The sequence below is a fragment of the Roseomonas mucosa ATCC BAA-692 genome, from assembly GCF_000622225.1.
GTDB lineage: Bacteria > Pseudomonadota > Alphaproteobacteria > Acetobacterales > Acetobacteraceae > Roseomonas > Roseomonas mucosa.
The window spans coordinates 55321-73660 of sequence record NZ_KK211413.1; the positions used below are offsets into that span (position 1 = coordinate 55321).

The following is an 18340-nucleotide window of genomic DNA, read 5'->3' on the forward strand; positions in this document are numbered from 1 at the left end:
AATAGCCGCCTCGACGAACTCATGCCCTGGTGCTGGACCGCCGACGCAGGCTGACCCTCAGGTCAAACCGCCAAGGGCTTGTTGGCCTCGCTTACCTCTCACACCCGGAACTTGTAGTTCTTACCCGGCTTGCGTTCGACATCCGGCGGAAAGCTCGCCCGCTTGTCCGCGAAGTACCTGCCGCAATGGTCGCCGTCCGAAAGCAGGTTGTAGGTCAGGTACAGGATCCGCCGCGCCGCAGCCGTCATGTTCGGTTCCGAGGCATGGGGAGCATAGCTGTCGAAGAACAACACATCGCCTGGCTCCGTCGGTACCGAAATCAGCTTGAATCGCGCCATCTGCTCGGTGCTCAATGGCTTCCATTCCTCGCCGATCAATCCGGCTAGGCGCGGTGCATCGGTCATCTGCAGACAGCCGTTCTCCTCTGTGGCGCGATCGATGCAGACCAACGCGGTAACGAAGATCGGCGCATAGACCGACCAGCCCGCCTGCTGGTCCTGATGCGGTTCGAACCCCGCGCCACCCGGCATCTTGAAGTTAATCTTGTCCTTGAAGAGCGTCACCGGCCCGCCCATCAACTGCGCCACGGCCGCTTCCAGACGGCTGTCGCGGACGAGATCCTTGAACCCCTGGTGGAAGGGGCAGAAGTTCTCGATACGCTGAATCACGCGCTCGCCACTGCGCAACAGGCTGTCCTCGCGATAGACCATGTGGCGCCCCGGAACTTCGGGAGCGGCAACCAGTTCGTTCGTCCAGCGCGAGATCGCCTGCGCTTCCTCCGGGCTGTAGAAGCCGCGTGCCGCGACCCAACCGGTCCGCGCATAATGCGCCACGTCATCCGTGGAGAGGGGGCCTGCCTCCGCCGGAACGGAAAGCCTCAAAGTCTCGTTCATGCTGGGCTCGCAACCTGAAGATGTGGGAGGATCACGTTCTCCGCGCGGACAACGTCTTCGGGAAAGTCGATCTCGGTCCAGGACAAGTCACTGATCTCCACGGCCTGGAAACGCGCCGGTCCGGCCAGGATCAGGTCACGGATCGCCTCCTCGTACTCGACCTGCCTTTCCCCGCGCTGAAGATAGTCCTCACAACGCGCCGCCAGAAGCCCCGCCATCTCCGGAGAGAAGCGGAAAAAGCCCACGGACTCGCCATGCCAGTCATGCACGCGTTCCGGCTTTTTGCGGAAATCCACGATCAGCCCATCGCGGAAACAGATTTTCACCGGCTCGTCCCCCGGCTCGATCTCCCGGTCCACCAGCAGCAGGTTCTCGCCCGGGGCACGCAGCAGACGGCCAAGCATGGCGGGATCGTAGAGGACATCGCCATCCATCAGCAGCACTGGAACACCCTCACGCAGCGTTTCGGCCTGCACGGACAGCGACACGAGGCTGCCCTGACGGAAATCCCGGTTCTCGACAAAGCGCACCCGGTCCTGCCAGCCGAGGCGTGCGACCTCTTCCCGGATCAGATCTGCTTGATAGCCGATGGTGATCGCCACCCGTTGGATGCCATGCGTCTCCAGCGCCGCCAGATGCCGCGCGAGCAGGGTCAGGCCGCCGAATTCCAGCAGGACCTTGGGCCTGTCATCGGCACCGCCCAGGCGGCGCCCGACACCTGCGGCCAGGATGATCGCGACAGCAGAACATTGCGGCGCAGCAAGATATGACGACAAATCAAGGTTTCCGTTTCTGGCTTCCGGCCCATTGAACGATAAGGATGACAGTTCGATGTAGACAAGACCGGCCAACGGTGTCTTGGCGCACCTGTCCCGGTTATTGGGGAACCAAGCTTTGAGAAGTGATCTGGATCAGCTCGCCTCGCCGCGCCCGGACCTGTCGCGGCGAAAGGAGAGCCGCTTTGCGGCCCTGCGCCGGGAAATCACCTCGCCGACCCTTTCCTTCCTGATGGAGGCCCATGACGGCCTCTCCGCGAAGATCGTCGAGGAGGCCGGCTTCCGCGGCGTCTGGGCCTCCGGACTCACGACCTCCGCCGCACTCGGCCTGCGCGACAGCAACGAGGCGTCCTGGACCCAGGTGCTCGACGTGCTGGAATACATGGCTGATGCGACGACGCTGCCGATCCTGGTGGACGGCGACACGGGCCATGGCAACTTCAACAATGTCCGCCGCTTCGTGCGCAAGCTCTGCGAGCGCGGCATTGCCGGCGTGTGCATCGAGGACAAGCTCTTCCCGAAGACCAACTCGTTCATCGGGGAGGCGCAGCCGCTCGCCGACATCGACGAGTTCTGCGGCCGCATCAAGGCGGGCAAGGACAGCCAGACGGATGACGACTTCGTCCTCGTCGCGCGTGTCGAAGCGCTGATCTCCGGCCATAGCATGGAGGAGGCGCTGCACCGGGCCGAGCGCTATCACGCGGCCGGGGCCGATGCGATCCTGATCCATTCCAAGAAGGCGAAGGCCGACGAGATCTTCACCTTCGCGGAACGCTGGGGCAACCGCTGCCCGCTCGTGATCGTGCCGACCATGTACTATGCGACGCCGACGGACCTGTTCCGCCAGGCTGGCATCTCCACCATCATCTGGGCCAACCACCTGCTGCGCGCCTCGATCACGGCGATGCGCGAGACGGCGGCACGCATCCACGAGGATGAGTCGCTGATGCGCGTCGAGGGCAGCGTTGCCTCGGTGAAGGACATCTTCCGCCTCGCCGGCAATGCCGAGCTGGAGGAGGCCGAGAAGCGCTACCTCCCGTCCCGGGCCGCGGCGGGCGCGGTGGTGCTGGCCGCCTCGGGCGGCGAACTCGGTGGCCTCACCGCGGACCAGCCGAAATGCATGGTCGATGTGCGCGGCCAGTCGCTGTTGCAACGCCTGGTAGGCACGCTGCGCGAGAGCGGCGTCCGCGACGTATCGGTGGTGCGTGGATACCGCAAGGAAGCGGTCGTGATGTCCGGCGTGCAGATGATCGACAATGATCGCTACGCCGAAACGGGAGAAACCTGGTCGCTGGCCCAGGCGCGCGAGGCGCTCCAGGGCGAGACGGTGATCGCCTATGGCGACGTGCTGTTCCGCCGCTACATCCTGGACAGCCTGCTCTCCTCCTCCGCCGACATCGTCGTGGCGGTGGATGCGCTGGACAAGACGCAGGACGGCACCCGCCCGAACAAGCGCGACGGCGTGGTGGCCGACAAGCGCTTCTCCGGCGACTATCTCGACGACGCGCCGGCGCATCTCGTCTCCATGACGCATGGCGGCTCGGCTTCCGAGGAAAGCTGTGGCGAATGGATCGGCCTCGCCCGCTTCAGCGCCCGTGGCGCCCAATGGCTGCGGGAGGAACTCGACGCCATGGCGGCCGAGGGTCTATTGGAGGGCGGTGACATGCCGCTGTTGCTGACGCGCCTCGCCGCGAAGCATCCGGTGCGGGTGAAGTACTTCACCGGCCACTGGCTCGACGTGGACACGCTGACCGACCTCGCCGAGGCCCGAAACTTCACCTGAGACCATGATCACAGCATCGGAGTTCCTCCACGAAGCCGGCAAAGCCGGCTTCGACTTCTATACGGGCGTGCCCTGTTCCTTCCTGACCCCGCTGATCAACGGCGTGCTGTCCGCGCCGGGCCTCGCCTATGTTGGCGCGGCCAGCGAGGGGGAGGCCGTGGCCATCGCCGCCGGTGCCTGGCTGGCGGGACGGCGGACGGTGGTGATGTGCCAGAACTCGGGTCTGGGGAACGCGGTGAACCCGCTGACCTCGCTGAACCATCCCTTCCGCATCCCGACCCTCTTCGTCACCACCTGGCGTGGGGAACCGGGCATCCCGGACGAGCCGCAGCACGAGCTGATGGGCCAGATCACCCAGGACCTGATCGCCCTGATGCGGCTGGAACAGGCGCCTTTCCCGGGCGGGCCCGTCGCCCTGGCGCTGGCCCTGGCGCAGGCGGCCGCGCGAATGGAGGCGACCGGGCTCCCCTATGCCTTCGTCATGCGCAAGGGCGATGTCACCGACAGCCCGCTGGACCAGGCGCCCCGGCCCCTGCCGCCGCCGGGCCGGCGCACCGACCATCCGGGTGAGGGCGGGCGCCCCGCGCGCGCTGCCGTGCTGGAGCGCTTCCTCGCCATCGTGCCGGAGGAGGCGGCGGTGGTCGCCACCACCGGCAAATGTGGACGAGAGCTCTTCACCCTCGCGGACCGGGAACAGCACCTCTATCAGGTCGGCTCCATGGGCGGGGCCAGCGGCATGGGGCTGGGCATCGCCCTGAACAGCCCGCGCCCCGTGGTGGTGCTGGATGGCGACGGCGCGGCGCTGATGAAGCTCGGCAGCCTCGCCACGATCGGCGCCCACGCGCCGGAGCGGCTGATCCACGTCATCCTCGACAACGGCGTTCACGACTCGACCGGCGGGCAGGCGACGGTCTCCGCCTCGGTGGACTTCGCCGGCGTCGCGCTGGCCTGCGGCTATCGCAGCGCCGCCGTCTGTGCCTCGCTGAATGGGTTCGAGGCCGCCTTCCGCGAGGCCCTGGCCACGCGCGGCCCGGCGCTGATCCATGCCAGGATCGCGCCCGGCTCCATGGAGAAGCTGGGCCGGCCCACGGTCAGGCCGCCGGAGGTGGCGCGGCGCTTCCGCGCCTTCCTCGCCCGCCCGCCCGCGGGGGCACCTGCCGCGTGATCTGGTCCACCGCCCTCAGCCTCGTCATCGGCCTCGCCGCCTTCCTGACCCTGATCCTCACCAGCGACCCGGCCCAGATCCTGGCGCTGCTGCTCCAGACGGGCTGGGGCCTGCTGCTGGTGGCGGCGCTGCACGTGCCGCAGATCTTCTGCTCCGCCCTGGGCTGGCAGCCGCTGATCGAGGACACGCGCAGGCCGGGGCTGCTCACCCTCACCAAGCTGCGCTGGGTGCGGGAATCCGCCAATGCCATGCTGCCCTTCGTGCAGGTGGCGGGCGAGCTGGCGCGGGCGCAGCTCCTGCTCCGCCGGGGCGTCGGGCGCATCCGGGTGGTGGCCAGCATCGCCGTGGACCTTGCCACGGAGATGGCCTCGCAGATCGTCTTCTCGCTGATGGGCGTGGCCGTGCTGCTGCTGATCCCGCATGAGGGCGGCGATACGGTAACGCATTGGTTGATCGCGGCCACGCTGCTGGGCGGCGGCCTGACTGTCGCCTTCATGCTGGCGCAGCGTTTCGGCCTGTTCCGGCTGGTGGAGAAGCTGCTGCCGCGCTTCGCCGCCCGGGCCGGCTGGGCCTCGCTCGGCGACATGACCGGGCTGAACGAGGCGGTGCTGCGCCTCTACCGCCAGCCCTCCCATCTCTGGCGCAGCGGTGCGGGGCATCTGGCCTCCTGGCTGATCGGCGTGGTGGAGACCTGGGCGGCCATGTGGCTGCTGGGCATCGAGGCCAGCTTTGCCGAGGCCATGGTGATCGAGAGCCTGGCCCAGGCGGTCCGCAGCGCCGGCTTCTTCATCCCCGGCGCGCTGGGGGTGCAGGAGGGCGGCTATGTCCTGCTCTGCGGCCTCTTCGGCATCCCGGCCGATCAGGCGCTCGCCCTGGCGCTGGTCCGCCGCTTGCGCGACATCGCCCTGGGCCTGCCGGGGCTGGTCGCCTGGCGCCTGGACGCCTCCGGGCCGCACCTCGGCAAACCCGCTCTGGTGGGCATGGCGAAACCGGGAATGGGGAAGCACTGACATGGCACCGGAACCGATCCTCCTGACTCCGGGGCCCCTGACCACGCAGCTCAGGACGCGGCAGGCCATGCTGCGCGACTGGGGCTCGCGCGATCCGGGCTTCATCGCCCTGACGGCGGAGCTGCGGCAGCGGCTGCTGGATGTCGCGAAGGGGCAGGGGAGCCATGCCGCGGTGCCCCTCCAGGGCTCCGGCACCTTCATCGTCGAGGCTGCGATCGCCACGCTGATCGCGCCGGGGGACAAGCTGCTGGTCCTCTGCAACGGCGCCTATGGCGAACGCATGGTGACCATCGCCCGTCGCATGGGGCGGCAGGTGGAGGCGCTGAGCTGGCCGGAGGACCGGGTGGTGGAGCCCGCCCGCGTCGCCGAGGCGCTGCGGGGCGATCCCGCCGTCACCCATGTCGCCCTGGTCCATTGCGAGACCACCACCGGCATCCTGAACCCCCTGCCGGAGATCGCCGCCGCCGTAGCGGGGGCAGGGCGGCACCTGCTGCTGGACGCGATGAGCAGCTTCGGCGCCCTGCCGGTCGACCTCGCCACCCAGCCCGTAGCGGCGGTGCTGGCTTCCTCGAACAAATGCCTGGAGGGCGTGCCGGGGATCGGCTTCGCCCTGGTGCGTGAGGAAATGCTGGCGGCGCGTAAGGGCAACAGCCCCTCGGTCAGCCTGGACCTGGAGGCGCAGTGGCGCGGCTTCGAGAGCAATGGCCAGTGGCGTTTCACCCCGCCGGTGCAGGTGGTGGCGGCGCTGGTCGAGGCGCTGCGGCTGCTGGAGGCCGAGGGCGGGCCGGAGGCGCGCCGGGCTCGCTACGCGAACAACCTGCGGGTGCTGCTGGCCGGGATGCGCCGCATGGGCTTCGACCTCTACCTCGACGAGGCGGTGCAGGCGCCCATCATCGCCACCTTCCGCTCGCCGGAGGGCTTCGGTTTCCGGCGCTTCTACGACGCGCTGGCGGAACGGGGATTCCTGATCTACCCGGGCAAGCTGACCCAGGCGGAGAGCTTCCGCATCGGCTGCATCGGCGCGCTGGGGCAGGGGGATTTCGAGCGGCTCCTCGCCGCCGTGGAGGAGGTCCGGGCCTCTGCCTAGCCGGAAAACGGGTGCGGAGACCGCCCGGGCGCGGAGGTCAGGAAGCGATCCGGTCCCGTCGCCGCCCCGTCAGGCCCAGCCAGAGCGCGGCCAGCGGCGTGATGACCGCGGCGGCCCAGAGCATCGGCTCGGACAGGCCGAGCCAGACCAGCACGGGTACGAAGACCATGGCATCGTCGGGATCGACGGTCAGGCCCGGGGCGATCTGATAGCCGCGCAGCTCGCCCAGCTTCAGCACGTTGAGCTGCCAGAACAGCGCCCCGATGCCGAGGCCGGCCACCACGCCCAGCAGTGGCCCGGTGAGATCCAGGATGGGCATCAGCCCCACGCCGATGCCGATGAAGGCGATGATGCCCGACGAGCAGTCGCTGATCAGGTCATAGCGGTGGCCGCCCGCGCTGAACTGCCGGGTCTGCCGCGCCAACTCGCCATCCGCCCGGTCGAGCAGCATGGAGAACAGGAAGATCCCGCCGCCGATGGCGGGCCAGGGCGCGGGGCCGGCGAAGGCCAGGGCGGCGGCGATGCCGCCCAGCAGGCGCAGCGTGGTGATCTGGTTGGGGGTCACGCCGGTCAGCGCGACTCGCCGTACTGCCGGCCGGACGATGCGGTGGATGATGGTGTCGTGGCTCACGGGGAGGGTCTCAGGCGGCCTGAGCCGCTTCCTTTTGCTTCGGGCCGCGCATGAAGCGGCGCGCGATCCGGATGACGAAGGGAACCGTCGTTGGCCGCAGCAGGCGGGGATCGTAGCCGCCCAGCCGCCGGTCGTTCTCGGCGAGGCAGATGTCGATCAGCTCCGCCGCGCTCATGCTGACGCCGATGGACTGGGAATTGGCGGTGAAGTTCGTGTCCTTGGAGGCGCCGCTCATGTCGCGGGCCATCACCAGCCGGTCCCAGACCAGCACCGCCCAGACGGCGGCGGTCTTGGCCAGGAAGTACGGCTTGCGCCACCAGGGCTGCTGCCTGCGCTTCCAGGCCGCCCAATTGGCGAAGAAGAGGATGTGCCGGCTCTCCTCCTGGATCACCGGCTCGAAGGTCTCCACCAGGTCGGGCGGGAAGAAGCCGGAGCGGCGCGCGGCCTCGAACAGGCCGAAGGCGAAGAAGCTGTCGATGCACTCGCTGTAGCCCGTGCGCATCCAGCCCCATTCGGTGTCCTTGAAGCCGGTATATTCCGGCTCCGGCTCCAGCACCACGCCATAGGCCTCGACGAGGTTGGACAGCACCACCTTGTGGCGCGCCTCCTCGTTGCCATCCATGACCATCGCCTCCTTGAGCAGCGGGTCCTCGATGGCGGCGGCGTAGTCGAGCACGCGCAGCGAGGCGCGTCCCTCCGTCTGCACGGCGATGTCCCAGATCGGCAGGCCGGTGAGGCGGGCATGCGCCTCCGGGTCCAGCTTCGGCCAGTCCAGCACGCGCGGCTTGTAGGGGTTGTGCGTCTCCAGCAGCATCCGCGCGAACATGATCATGTGGTCGTGGCTGCCGATGCGGATGCGGCCGGGCTTGCCGAAGGTCCAGTACCGGGCCGTCCGGTCGGCCGCGGCCACGATCATGCTGTTGAGCGGGACGTCCCATTCGGCCGGATGCTCGGCATTGCCGTCGAACGCTCCGGGCGGCACGGGTCTTGACGACATGGGCAACACCGATGATAGCGCCGGGCAACCCCCGACCGGCTTCCTTGCTTAGCCACCGCCCGGCCGGGATGCAATGTCACGACGCCGCCATCCCCGGGCGCTGCCCCACCCGCCGCGCCAGGATCGGACGGCCGCCACCGGCTCTCGCGGGCCATGCCAGAGGATGCCGGACTGCATGGCCCAGCCGCCCCACAACCCGCCCGCCGCCGCGCCGGACTCGCTCACCGGGCGGATCGTCGGCGCCTGCTGCCGCCATGCCTGGTGGGTCCTGCTGCTGGCCCTGCTGCTGACGGCGGCCGCCGGGGTGTACAGCGCCCGGCACTTCGCCATGACCACGGACACGGCGGAGCTGATCTCGCCCGAGCTGCCCTACCGCCAGCGGGAGATCGCGCTCAACGCCGCCTTTCCGCAGAACCAGGACATGACGGTGGTGGTGCTGGACGGGGCCACGCCGGAACTGGCGGAACTGGGGGCGGCGCGGCTCTATGACCGGCTGAAGGGCCGTGAGGACCTGTTCCGCAGCGTCCGCCGCCCCGATGGCGGCCCCTTCTTCGCCCGCTATGGGCTGATGCTGCTGCCGCTGCCCGAGGTGCAGGCCAATACCGACCAGCTGATCCAGGCCCAGCCTTTCCTGGGGCCACTGGCCGCCGATCCCAGCCTGCGCGGGGTGATGGGGGCACTGGACACGGTGCTGCTGGGGGTGGAGCGCGGGCAGGCGAAGCTGGAAGACATCCGCCGGCCGCTGGTGGCCCTGGCCACCAGCTTCGGTGCCGTGGCGGAGGGCGGGCCAGGCTTCTTCTCCTGGCGCAACCTCTTCTCCGACCGGCCGGCCGGGGTGCGGGAAACGCGCAAGTTCATCCTGGTCCAGGCGAAGCTCGACTACGGCTCGCTGGAGCCCGGCGCCCGGGCCAGCGCCGCGATCCGCGAGGCGGCGCGCGGGCTGGGGCTGGACGCGGCCCATGGCGTGAGCGTGCGCCTGACCGGCAGCGTGCCGCTCTCGGACGAGGAATTCGCCACCCTGGCGGAAGGCGCCTCGCTGATGGGCATCGCCATGGTCGTCTGCCTCGTCGCCATGGTCTGGCTCGCCGTGCGGTCCTGGCGCTTCACCCTGGCCATCCTGTTCAGCACCATCCTGGGCCTGGTGCTGACGGCCGGGGCGGGGCTGCTGGTGATCGGGCGCTTCAACCTGATCTCGGTCGCCTTCATCCCGCTCTTCGTGGGGCTGGGGGTGGATTTCGGCATCCAGGTGTCGGTCCGCGCCCGGGCGGAGCGCCTGCGCCACCCGGCGCTGGGCGATGCGCTGGTGGCGGCCGGGAATGGCGTAGGCGGCTCTCTGGCCCTGGCGGCGGCGGCCATCGCGGCGGGCTTCTTCGCCTTCCTGCCCACCAGCTATATCGGCGTTTCCGAGCTCGGGGCCATCGCCGGGGTGGGGATGGTGGTGGCCTTCGTGCTCAGCATCACCCTGCTGCCGGCCCTCCTGGCCCTGCTGCGCCCGGCGGGCGAGGCGCGGGAGGTCGGCTTTGCCGCCCTGGTCCCGGTCGAGACCTGGCTGCACCGCCACCACCGGGGGGTGATCGGCGCCGCGGTGCTGCTGGTCCTGGGATCGGTGGCGCTGATGCCGCGGCTGGACTTCGACTTCAACCCGCTGCACCTGCGCAGCGAGAAGGTGGAGTCCGTCTCGACGATCGAGGACCTGATGAAGGACCCCGACCGCTCTCCCTATACGGTCGACGTGCTGATGCCCTCTCTGGCCGATGCCGACGCGCTGGCGAAGCGCATCGCGCCGCTGCCCGAGGTGGCCCAGGTCGTCACCCTGGACAGCTTCGTGCCCGGCCAGCAGGAGGAGAAGCTGGCCGCCATCCACGACGCGGCCGACCTTCTTTCCCTGACCCTGGACCCGGTGACGGGCCGCCCGCCACCCAGCGATGCCGAGGTGGTGGAGAGCTTCCGCGCGACGGCGGCCGGGCTGCGCCGCGCGGCGGGCGAGGCGCATGATTCGGGGGCGGAGGCGGCACGGGGCCTCGCTTCGGCGCTGGAGCGCCTGGCCGCCGCTGCACCGGAGGTGCGGGCGCGGGCCTCGGAGGCGGTAATCACCCCGCTGCGCGTCCTGCTGGCCCAGATCCGCGACATGCTCTCGGCCGGGCCGGTGACGGCGGAAACCCTGCCGCCGGAGCTGCGGGCCGACTGGGTCGCGGCGGACGGGCGGGCGCGGGTGCAGGTCTTTCCCCAGGGTGGCACCAGCAGCAACGAGGCGCTGCGCCGCTTCGCCGCCGCGGTGCAGGCGGTGGCGCCCCAGGCCACCGGCGCGCCGATCTCGCTGCAGGAGGCCGGGGACAGCATCGTCCGCGCCTTCCTCCAGGCCGGGGTGCTTTCGGCCATCGTCATCACCCTGCTGCTGGCCCTGGTGCTGCGGCGGCTGCGGGACGTGCTGCTGACCATCCTGCCGGTGATCGCCAGCGGCCTGCTGACCCTGGGCGCCTGCGTGGTGCTGGGGGAGGCGCTGAACTTCGCCAACATCATCGCCCTGCCGCTGCTCTTCGGCATCGGCGTGGCCTTCAACATCTACTACGTGATGGCCTGGCGACATGGGGAGACGGCGCTGCTGTCCAGCAGCCTGACCCGCGCCATCGTCTTCAGCGCCCTGACCACGGCGACGGGCTTCGGCAGCCTCTGGCTCTCCACCCATCCGGGCACGGCCAGCATGGGGCGGCTGCTGATGATCTCGCTCGCCTGCGTGCTGCTGGTGATCCTGCTGCTGCAGCCGGCACTGCTGGCGAGGCCGGCGGCCGGGAAGCGCTGACCGCCGCCCGGCGTCCCGTGCCTCAGGTGCGGCGCCTCAAGCTGGCTTCATCAGCCGGTCGCTGAGCTCGTTCAGCCTTTGCACCAGGGTCGCCGCGCCCTGGCGGACGGGGGCGGCGAATTCCGAACGGCGGATGCTCAGCTCGCTGATCGAATCGTGCAGCACGTCGGTGATGCGCCAGGCCCCGTCCGCCTGGTGCATGCGGTAGGTGAGGTCCACCGGCTTCCCCGAGGGGTTCAGCAGCCGGCTCACCACGATCTTCTCGTCGCCCCGGTCCTCGACCCGCTGGGTCTCGAAGCCCTGGCCGCTGTAGCCATCGAAGTTGCTGGCGTAGCTGGCGACGGTCATCCGGGTGAAGGCCTGGATGACCGCCTGCTGTTCCTGCGGGGTGAAGGAGGTCCAGCGGGACCCCACGGCGAAGCGGGACATGGCCGGAATGTCGAAGACCGCCTGCACCACCGGGGCGAGCTGCTGGTAGCGGCCCTGAATGCCCAGCGCCTGCGCCCGCTTCATCACGTCGAGCAACGTGGCATGCAGCCGCTCGATCTGCGCCGCGGCGGGATCGGCAGCCTGGGCCATGGCGGACCGGGGCATGGCAACCGGGGCGAGGGCGGGAAGCAGGACGGCCACGAGGAGCCCCTGCCGGCGGGAAATGGGCATGCCTGTGTTTCCCCGGCGCGCCGCCGCTTGGCAAGCCTGGCCGGTGGGCGGCGCGCGGTGGCCCGGTACAAAGCTGCGTGGGCGGGCCTCCATGCCCCTGTCCGGTTTCCGGTCGTCTGTGGCGGCGGGGTGGTCCGGGCTGTGGCGGATCAGCCACAATCCTGACGGAAGAAGGGGCTCACCGGCTTGTTGCCCTGCACTTGCGGCTCCAATCAGGAAGGATGAACCCGACCGGTACGGTCTCGAACCCCGGAACTCGGCCTTGGTGCGGAGGGCAGGGCCGATGTGCGGCCTGTGCGGGCGTGCGGTCCGGCCATGCGTGCTAGGAGACGGAGGAAGCTCGCGAATCCTGGCCGTGAACGGGTCCGGGCGACCGGGCCCGGAGCTGCCCGCCGGATCGTGCCGGAAGCCGTTCCGGAGGAGGATGGCCCAGGATGGATCGCCCGAACGGCTTGGTCTGCCGGGAGATCCGTCCGGGCCGGGTGCCCGGCGGCATGTTGAGATGGAACCTGGCCGCCCGACGCGGCGGCCGTGAGAGACAGCAAGGAGCGCGGCTTTGGGCATTCCCATGCTGCAGGCGGCCCGGATCGGGTCCTATATTTTCGGGCAGCACCTTTCGGGGCGGAAGCGCTATCCGCTCGTGCTCATGCTGGAGCCCCTGTTCCGTTGCAACCTCGCCTGCGCGGGCTGCGGCAAGATCGACTATCCGTCGGAGATCCTGAACCAGCGTCTCTCCTACGACGAGTGCATGGAGGCGATCGACGAATGCGGCGCCCCCGTCGTCTCGATCGCGGGCGGCGAGCCGCTGCTGCACAAGGAGATGCCGAAGATCGTCGAGGGCTATCTGGCGAGGAAGAAGTTCGTGATCCTCTGCACGAACGCACTTCTGCTGGAAAAGAAGATCGACGACTACAAGCCGCATCCCGCCTTCACCTGGTCCATCCACCTGGATGGCAACGAGGCGATGCACGACAAGTCGGTCTGCCAGGCGGGCGTCTATGACAAGGCTGTCGCGGCCATCAGGCTCGCGAAGAGCAAGGGCTTCCGCGTCAGCATCAACTGCACGCTGTTCAACGACGCCGACCCGCAGCAGACCGCCGACTTCTTCGACGACATGAAGGCGATCGGACTGGACGGCATCACCGTCTCCCCGGGCTATGCCTATGAGCGCGCGCCGGACCAGCAGCACTTCCTGAACCGCACCAAGACCAAGGAGCTGTTCCGCGGCATCCTGGCGCGGGGCAAGGGCGGCAAGAAGTGGCCCTTCAGCCAGTCCACCATGTTCCTGAACTTCCTGGCCGGCAACGAGGCCTATGCCTGCACGCCCTGGGGCAACCCGACGCGCACGGTCTTCGGCTGGCAGAAGCCCTGCTACCTGCTCGGCGAAGGCTATGCGAAGACCTTCCGGGAGCTGATGGACGACACGGAGTGGGACAAGTACGGCGTCGGCAACTACGAGAAGTGCGCCGACTGCATGGTCCATTCAGGCTTCGAGGCCTCGGCGGTGAAGCACACGGTGCAGAACCCGGTGAAGGCGGCGATGGTCTTCCTGCGCGGCGTGCGGACGGACGGGCCGATGGCGCCCGATATCTCGATCGAGAACCAGCGTCCGGCGCAGTTCGTCTTCTCCGGCCATGTGGAGAAGAAGCTAGTGGAGATCCGCCGTACGAAGAGCGCCAAGCACGGCGGGAGCACCAAGCCCGGCGCCCAGGCGACGATTGCCGCGGAGTAGAGCGCGGAACGCCTTCTCCGCCTCGATCCCGGTGCGCAGCAGCGCCGGGATCTGAAGCGGGTCGCGCAGCACCGAACCCAGCACGGCGAGCGGCGCCATGCGCCCGTCCGGCCGCATGCCCAGCATCGCGGCCGGGGGCAGGTTGCGCTTCGCGGAATCCGAGATCGCGCGAGCCACGGCGAAAGGCAGCCCATGCCGCTGTGCCACACGCCCCGCGATATGCGATTCCATGTCCACCGCCACGGCGCCAGAGGCCTTGCGCAGTTGGGCCTTCCAGCGCGCGCCGGTGACCATCTCCTCCGACCCCGCCACCAGCCCTGGCATGGCGCCAGGCAGGTAGTGCAGCAGCCATTCCGTCCATTCCGGATGGGTGGGGATGCGGCTGTGGCCGTCGAGCACCGCGCCGGCCACCACCCAGTCGCCCGGTTCCAGCCCCGGGGCGAGGGCGCCGGCCAGGCCGGTGCTCAGGATGCCGCGCACCTGGGGTGCCAGCCGCTCCAGCTCCGCCTCCAGCCGCGTGGCGTCGCCGCCGCCGGAGACGGTGAGGACACCGGGACCGGACACGATCCGGGCTTCCCGCCGCAAGCCCGTCGCGGCGAGGAGTATAGGGGGGATCGAGGTCACGGGTGGCTCAGAGGCCCCAGGAAGGCTGGGTCGCGTTGCCCTTGCGCAGGTTGCGGTAGCGCGCCACGGCCCAGAGCGGAAAGAAGCGCGCATAGCCGTGGTAGCGGAGGTAGAAGACGCGCGGGAAGCCGCCGCCCGTATAGGCCTCCTGGTTCCACAGCCCCGTCTCGTCCTGCTGCGACTTGAGGTAGGCGACGCCGCGCGCCACGGCGGGATCGTCCACATGGCCCGCCGCCATCAGCCCGAGCAGCGCCCAGGCGGTCTGGCAAGGGTTGGACGGCGCCTTCTCATAGCCGCGGTAGTCGAGCTTGTAGCTTTCGCAGTCCTCGCCCCAGCCGCCATCCTCGTTCTGGATGCGCAGCAGCCATTGCGCACCGCGCCACACGGTCGGATGCTCGGATGTCCAGCCCGCCGCGTTCAGCCCGCACAGAGCCGACCAGGTGCCGTAGATGTAGTTGACGCCCCAGCGGCCGAACCAGCTTCCGTCGGCCTCCTGCTCGCGCACGATATAGTCCAGCGCGGCGCGCATCCGTGGGTTCGCCTCGGTCTCGCCGAGCTGTGCCAGCATCGCCACGCAGCGCGCGCTGACATCCACGGTCGGCGGGTCGAGCAGCGCGCCGTGATCGGCGAAAGGGACGTTGTTCAGGTAATGGTAGCTGTTGTCGGCGTCGAAAGCGCCCCAGCCGCCGTTGCGGCTTTGCAGCCCGATGGTCCATTCCGCGCCGCGCGCGATGGCTTCGTCGAAATCCTCGCCCGGGTCCAGCCTGCGGCGGGCGCGGTCCATCGCCATCACCACCACGGCCGTATCGTCGAGATCGGGGTAGTGCGCGTTGCGGTACTGGAAGGCCCAGCCGCCGGGGCGCACGTCGGGGCGGATCTCGGCCCAGTCGCCGCGCACCTCCAGCTCCTGCAGCGGCTTCAGCCAAGCCAGGCCCTTCTCCACCGCCTCGGCATGGTCCAGCTCGCCCGCCTCCATCAGCGCGTGGCAGGTCAGCGCGGTGTCCCAGACCGGGGAGACGCAGGGCTGGCAATAGGCCTCGTCCTCGCCGACGATCAGCAGCTTCTCGACCGAGGCACGGGCGATGGCGCGGTCCGGATGATCCTCCGGATAGCCGAGCACGTCGTACATCATCACGCTGTTGGCCATGGCCGGATAGATCGCGCCCAGCCCGTCCTCGCCGTTCAGCCGCTCGCGCACGAAGTTCACGCACCAGTCGATGGCGCGCTGGCGCGAGCCCTTGGGCCAGAGCGGCTCGGCGGCCTTGAGGCCGAGGTCGAGGCTGTTGAAGAACAGCGCCCAGCCCGGCTTCCGATGCGTCTTCGCCCGCCGCAGCCGCATGCGGTCGCGGGGCAGGAAGAGCTCGGGGATATGGATGCCGCGCGGGTTGCGGGCGCGGGCCTTCTTCGCCTGCAGCACCAGCAGCGGCACGATCACCGTGCGCGCCCAGTAGGCCATCTTGCTCAGGTGGATCGGGAACCAGCGCGGCAGCAGCACCATCTCCACCGGCATGGAGGGCACGCGGCTCCAGGAGATCTCGCCGTACATGGCGAGCAGGATGCGGGTGAAGACATTGGCGGCGCCCGCGCCGCCACGGGCCAGCAGAGCCTCGCGCGCCCGCGCCATGTGCGGCGCGTCGGGGCTGTCGCCGATCATCTTCAGGCAGAAATAGGCCTTCACCGTCGCGCTGATGTCGAAGGCGCCGCCATGAAACAGCGGCCAGCCGCCATGATCGCCCTGGATGCGGCGCAGGTAGTTGCCGATGCGCCGCTCCAGCTCCAGGTCCTCCGGCTCCGCCAGATGATGGCGCAGCAGGACGTACTCGGCGGGGATGGTGGCGTCGGCCTCCAGCTCGAAGACCCAGTGCCCGTCCTCGCGCTGCATCTCCTTGAGTGCCTGCGCGGCACGCCCGACCATCGCATCGAGCGTGGCCGCGCTGACCGGTTCCCCAGCCGCGGGATGCGGGGCCGCAGGGTGCGAAGCCAGGGAAGCGATGTCGTCGGTGTTGTCCTGCGGTACACCAGCCGGTGCGTCGAACATTTCGCAGCAGCCTCAGTTCATGATGGAGAGGGCCAGAGCGGCAGCCCTCTCTCCGGAGCGCAAGGCGCCCTCGATGGTGGAAGGAAGTCCGGTATCGGTCCAATCGCCTGCCAGGAACAGGTTCGTCCAGCGGGTGTGGGTGGATGGCCGCCTTGCGTCCTGCGCGGGCGTGGCGGCGAAGGTGGCGCGCTTCTCCTTCACGATGCGCCAGGGGGGAAGGGCATCGGTAAGTCCATGCACGCGCACGATGTCGCCCCAGATGCGCCGGGCCAGCGCCTCCGGATCGGCGTCCAGCAGCGCATCGGCATTGCTGATGGTGACGGAGAAGCGGTCGTGGAAGGCGAAGATCCATTCTGCCGTGCCGCCGACCACGCCGATCATCGGCTCCGCGCCTTCCGGCGGGGCGAGGCGGAAATGCGCGTTCAGGATGGCGCGGAAATCGTCCGGCGCCTCCAGCCCCGGCACCAGTTCCGTGGCCACCCAGGGCGGCACGGCCAGCACCACGGCCTCGTCCCGCCCGACCGGCACGAGGCCATCGGCGAAGGCCAGGGCGGAGACGCGCTCGCCCTCGAATTCCAGCCCGCGCAGCCGGCGGGACAGGCGGATTCCGGTGCCCTGGCGGCCCAGATGCGCCAGGGCCGGGTCCACGAAGGCGGCGGCCAGGGTCGGCTCGGCGATGCGCGGGCGGCAGGCGCCACCGCCCCGGGCCAGGCTGTCCCGCACCACGGCGCCGGCGAGGTCGGCCGAGCCTTCCTGCGGGCGGGTGTTCAGGGCGGCGACCAGGAAGGGCTGGAGCAGGCGTTCCCAGAGCGGGCCGGAGCAGTCCAGCACCTCGTCGATCCGCTTGCCGGGATGCGGGCGCAGCAGCTTGCCAAGGGCGAGGTAGCCCGCCGCCCCGGTGCCGGGCACGCGGCGGGAGGGGCTGAGGATCCACCAGGGCAGGGGACCGTCATTCGGCCGCAGCCGCCAGGAATCCCCGTCGCGCAGGTCGGTGAAGGCGAAATCGGCCGTTTCCGGCCCGGCCAGCCGGTCCTCCGCCCCGATGGCGGCGAGATAGCGGGTCACGGATTCATTGCCGGACAGGATGAGATGGTTGCCGTTGTCGATCACCAGGCCGAGCTGGCTGTCGCGATAGGAGCGGCAACGCCCCCCGGCCTGCGCGGCCGATTCCGACAACTCCACCGGCAGGCCCCGCCCGGCCAGCGCCACCGCCGCCGAGAGCCCGGCCATCCCGGCCCCCACCACATGGGCCCGTCCTAGATGGTCCCGCGCCCGACCTGTCATGCCCGGTTCGCTCATCCGAACAGCCCGTGCCGCGCCACGATCCAGAGCAGGCGCGGCTTGCCGATCCGCACCCTCCGGCGCGGCGCGCGCCAGCCCTGGGCCAGCATCCTGTCCAGGATGCGGCGGTACACCGCCCCCATCAGGCGCGGCGCCATCAGCCGGCCACGGGGCCGGGCCCGCATGACCCGTTCCGCCCCGGCGAAATGGGCCTGGGCCTCGTGGGCGAGGGCATGGCAGGCGATGTCCACACGCGGCTCGGCGATCACCGCCGCCGGGTCGTCCATGAGGCTGGCCGGAATGCCGGCGGCGGCCAGCTCCTCGCGCGGCAGGTAGAGCCGCCCGATCGCGGCGTCCTCATCCAGGTCGCGCAGGATGTTGGTCAGCTGCAGCGCCATGCCGAGGCTGTGCGACAGGGCGAGGCCGGGCGCTTCCTCCATGCCGAAGACGCGGCAGGACAGGCGCCCCACCGCACAGGCCACGCGGTCGCAGTAGAGGTTCAGGGTGGCGCGGTCCGGGGCGCGGATATCGCCCGCGACATCCATCGCCATGCCTTCGACGACAGCCAGGAAATCCTCTAGCCGCAGCCCGTAGCGGCGCACCGTCCCGTGCAGGAAGGCCGCGCGCCCGGCCGGCCGGCCGGCGAAGAGGGCGGCGAGGTCGCGCCGCCAATCCTCCAGCTCCGCAGCGCGGGAGGGGCGGGGGCGCGTGCCGTCGTCGGCGATGTCGTCCACCTGCCGGCAGAAGGCGTAGATGGCGAACATGCCCGCCCGTTCCGGCTTCGGCAGCAGGCGCATGGCGGCATAGAAGGAACTGCCGGAAACCTGCCGCTCCAGCGCGGCCAGGTCGGCGGTTGTGCTCAC

The 18340-nt window shown here is 69.8% G+C and carries 15 protein-coding genes; 6 read left to right on the forward strand and 9 right to left on the reverse strand.

Going from position 1 to position 18340, the window contains the following annotated elements:
- Positions 1-98: 98 nt before the first annotated feature.
- Both BT98_RS0121780 and BT98_RS0121785 read right to left on the reverse strand, forming a co-directional pair.
- Complete coding sequence (locus BT98_RS0121780; RefSeq protein ID WP_076970313.1) at positions 99-893, reverse strand: phytanoyl-CoA dioxygenase family protein; 795 nt, start codon at positions 891-893, stop codon at positions 99-101.
- Positions 890-1744 (reverse strand): phosphocholine cytidylyltransferase family protein, encoded by an 855-nt coding sequence (locus tag BT98_RS0121785; RefSeq protein WP_237719346.1) that lies wholly within the window; start codon positions 1742-1744, stop codon positions 890-892. The genes BT98_RS0121780 and BT98_RS0121785 overlap by 4 nt, the downstream gene beginning before the upstream one ends.
- Positions 1745-1787: 43 nt before the next feature.
- Here BT98_RS0121785 and aepX point away from each other — a divergent pair, with 43 nt between their 5' ends.
- The 4 genes from aepX to BT98_RS0121805 are packed head-to-tail and all read left to right on the forward strand — an operon-like array spanning position 1788 to position 6714.
- Positions 1788-3452 (forward strand): phosphoenolpyruvate mutase, encoded by a 1665-nt coding sequence (gene aepX, locus BT98_RS0121790; protein WP_019460545.1) that lies wholly within the window; start codon positions 1788-1790, stop codon positions 3450-3452.
- Positions 3453-3456: 4 nt separating this feature from the next.
- Entirely contained in the window at positions 3457-4617 is a 1161-nt protein-coding gene (aepY, locus tag BT98_RS0121795) for a phosphonopyruvate decarboxylase (RefSeq protein ID WP_019460546.1), read from the forward strand.
- On the forward strand, positions 4614-5627 hold the full coding sequence (locus tag BT98_RS0121800; protein ID WP_019460547.1) for a lysylphosphatidylglycerol synthase domain-containing protein: 1014 nt from the start codon (positions 4614-4616) through the stop codon (positions 5625-5627). Before aepY ends, BT98_RS0121800 begins: the two co-directional genes overlap by 4 nt.
- Before the next feature lies 1 nt (position 5628).
- Complete coding sequence (locus BT98_RS0121805; RefSeq protein WP_019460548.1) at positions 5629-6714, forward strand: 2-aminoethylphosphonate--pyruvate transaminase; 1086 nt, start codon at positions 5629-5631, stop codon at positions 6712-6714.
- Between the two features lie 37 nt (positions 6715-6751).
- Here BT98_RS0121805 and BT98_RS0121810 read toward each other — a convergent pair whose 3' ends face one another.
- Both BT98_RS0121810 and BT98_RS25665 read right to left on the reverse strand, forming a co-directional pair.
- Positions 6752-7345 (reverse strand): CDP-alcohol phosphatidyltransferase family protein, encoded by a 594-nt coding sequence (locus BT98_RS0121810; protein ID WP_019460549.1) that lies wholly within the window; start codon positions 7343-7345, stop codon positions 6752-6754.
- Between the two features lie 10 nt (positions 7346-7355).
- Positions 7356-8342: a ferritin-like domain-containing protein gene (locus BT98_RS25665; protein ID WP_237719347.1), complete on the reverse strand. Its 987-nt coding sequence runs from the start codon at positions 8340-8342 to the stop codon at positions 7356-7358.
- A 175-nt stretch (positions 8343-8517) separates the two neighbouring features.
- Here BT98_RS25665 and hpnN point away from each other — a divergent pair, with 175 nt between their 5' ends.
- On the forward strand, positions 8518-11142 hold the full coding sequence (gene hpnN / locus BT98_RS0121820; RefSeq protein ID WP_019460551.1) for a hopanoid transporter HpnN: 2625 nt from the start codon (positions 8518-8520) through the stop codon (positions 11140-11142).
- Positions 11143-11178: 36 nt separating this feature from the next.
- Here the strand turns inward: hpnN and BT98_RS27675 are convergent, their stop codons facing one another.
- Positions 11179-11802, reverse strand: coding sequence for an ABC transporter substrate-binding protein (locus tag BT98_RS27675; RefSeq protein ID WP_019460552.1), 624 nt, complete (start codon positions 11800-11802; stop codon positions 11179-11181).
- Positions 11803-12370: 568 nt separating this feature from the next.
- Here BT98_RS27675 and hpnH point away from each other — a divergent pair.
- Positions 12371-13534 (forward strand): adenosyl-hopene transferase HpnH, encoded by a 1164-nt coding sequence (hpnH, locus tag BT98_RS0121830; RefSeq protein WP_019460553.1) that lies wholly within the window; start codon positions 12371-12373, stop codon positions 13532-13534.
- Here hpnH and BT98_RS0121835 read toward each other — a convergent pair.
- The 4 genes from BT98_RS0121835 to hpnD all read right to left on the reverse strand — a co-directional run bounded on the left by BT98_RS0121835 (position 13451) and on the right by hpnD (position 18340).
- The gene (locus BT98_RS0121835) at positions 13451-14098 is read right to left on the reverse strand and encodes a phosphorylase family protein (protein WP_019460554.1); all 648 of its coding nucleotides are present in this window, start codon (positions 14096-14098) and stop codon (positions 13451-13453) included. The two genes, hpnH and BT98_RS0121835, sit on opposite strands and share 84 nt — an antisense overlap.
- A 67-nt stretch (positions 14099-14165) precedes the next feature.
- The gene (shc, locus tag BT98_RS0121840; protein WP_019460555.1) at positions 14166-16196 is read right to left on the reverse strand and encodes a squalene--hopene cyclase; all 2031 of its coding nucleotides are present in this window, start codon (positions 16194-16196) and stop codon (positions 14166-14168) included.
- Positions 16197-16208: 12 nt separating this feature from the next.
- Entirely contained in the window at positions 16209-17495 is a 1287-nt protein-coding gene (gene hpnE, locus BT98_RS0121845; RefSeq protein ID WP_237719349.1) for a hydroxysqualene dehydroxylase HpnE, read from the reverse strand.
- Positions 17492-18340, reverse strand: coding sequence for a presqualene diphosphate synthase HpnD (gene hpnD / locus BT98_RS0121850; protein WP_019460557.1), 849 nt, complete (start codon positions 18338-18340; stop codon positions 17492-17494). The genes hpnE and hpnD overlap by 4 nt, the downstream gene beginning before the upstream one ends.

What these genes read in the sequence shown, in the direction of transcription:
- shc (WP_019460555.1), bottom strand. Translation starts at nt 16,196, where the DNA reads ATGTTCGACGCACCGGCTGGTGTACCGCAGGACAACACCGACGACATC.
- BT98_RS0121805 (WP_019460548.1), top strand. Translation starts at nt 5,629, where the DNA reads ATGGCACCGGAACCGATCCTCCTGACTCCGGGGCCCCTGACCACGCAG.
- aepY (WP_019460546.1), top strand. Translation starts at nt 3,457, where the DNA reads ATGATCACAGCATCGGAGTTCCTCCACGAAGCCGGCAAAGCCGGCTTC.
- hpnN (WP_019460551.1), top strand. Translation starts at nt 8,518, where the DNA reads ATGGCCCAGCCGCCCCACAACCCGCCCGCCGCCGCGCCGGACTCGCTC.
- BT98_RS25665 (WP_237719347.1), bottom strand. Translation starts at nt 8,342, where the DNA reads ATGTCGTCAAGACCCGTGCCGCCCGGAGCGTTCGACGGCAATGCCGAG.
- BT98_RS27675 (WP_019460552.1), bottom strand. Translation starts at nt 11,802, where the DNA reads ATGCCCATTTCCCGCCGGCAGGGGCTCCTCGTGGCCGTCCTGCTTCCC.
- BT98_RS0121780 (WP_076970313.1), bottom strand. Translation starts at nt 893, where the DNA reads ATGAACGAGACTTTGAGGCTTTCCGTTCCGGCGGAGGCAGGCCCCCTC.
- hpnE (WP_237719349.1), bottom strand. Translation starts at nt 17,495, where the DNA reads ATGAGCGAACCGGGCATGACAGGTCGGGCGCGGGACCATCTAGGACGG.
- hpnH (WP_019460553.1), top strand. Translation starts at nt 12,371, where the DNA reads ATGCTGCAGGCGGCCCGGATCGGGTCCTATATTTTCGGGCAGCACCTT.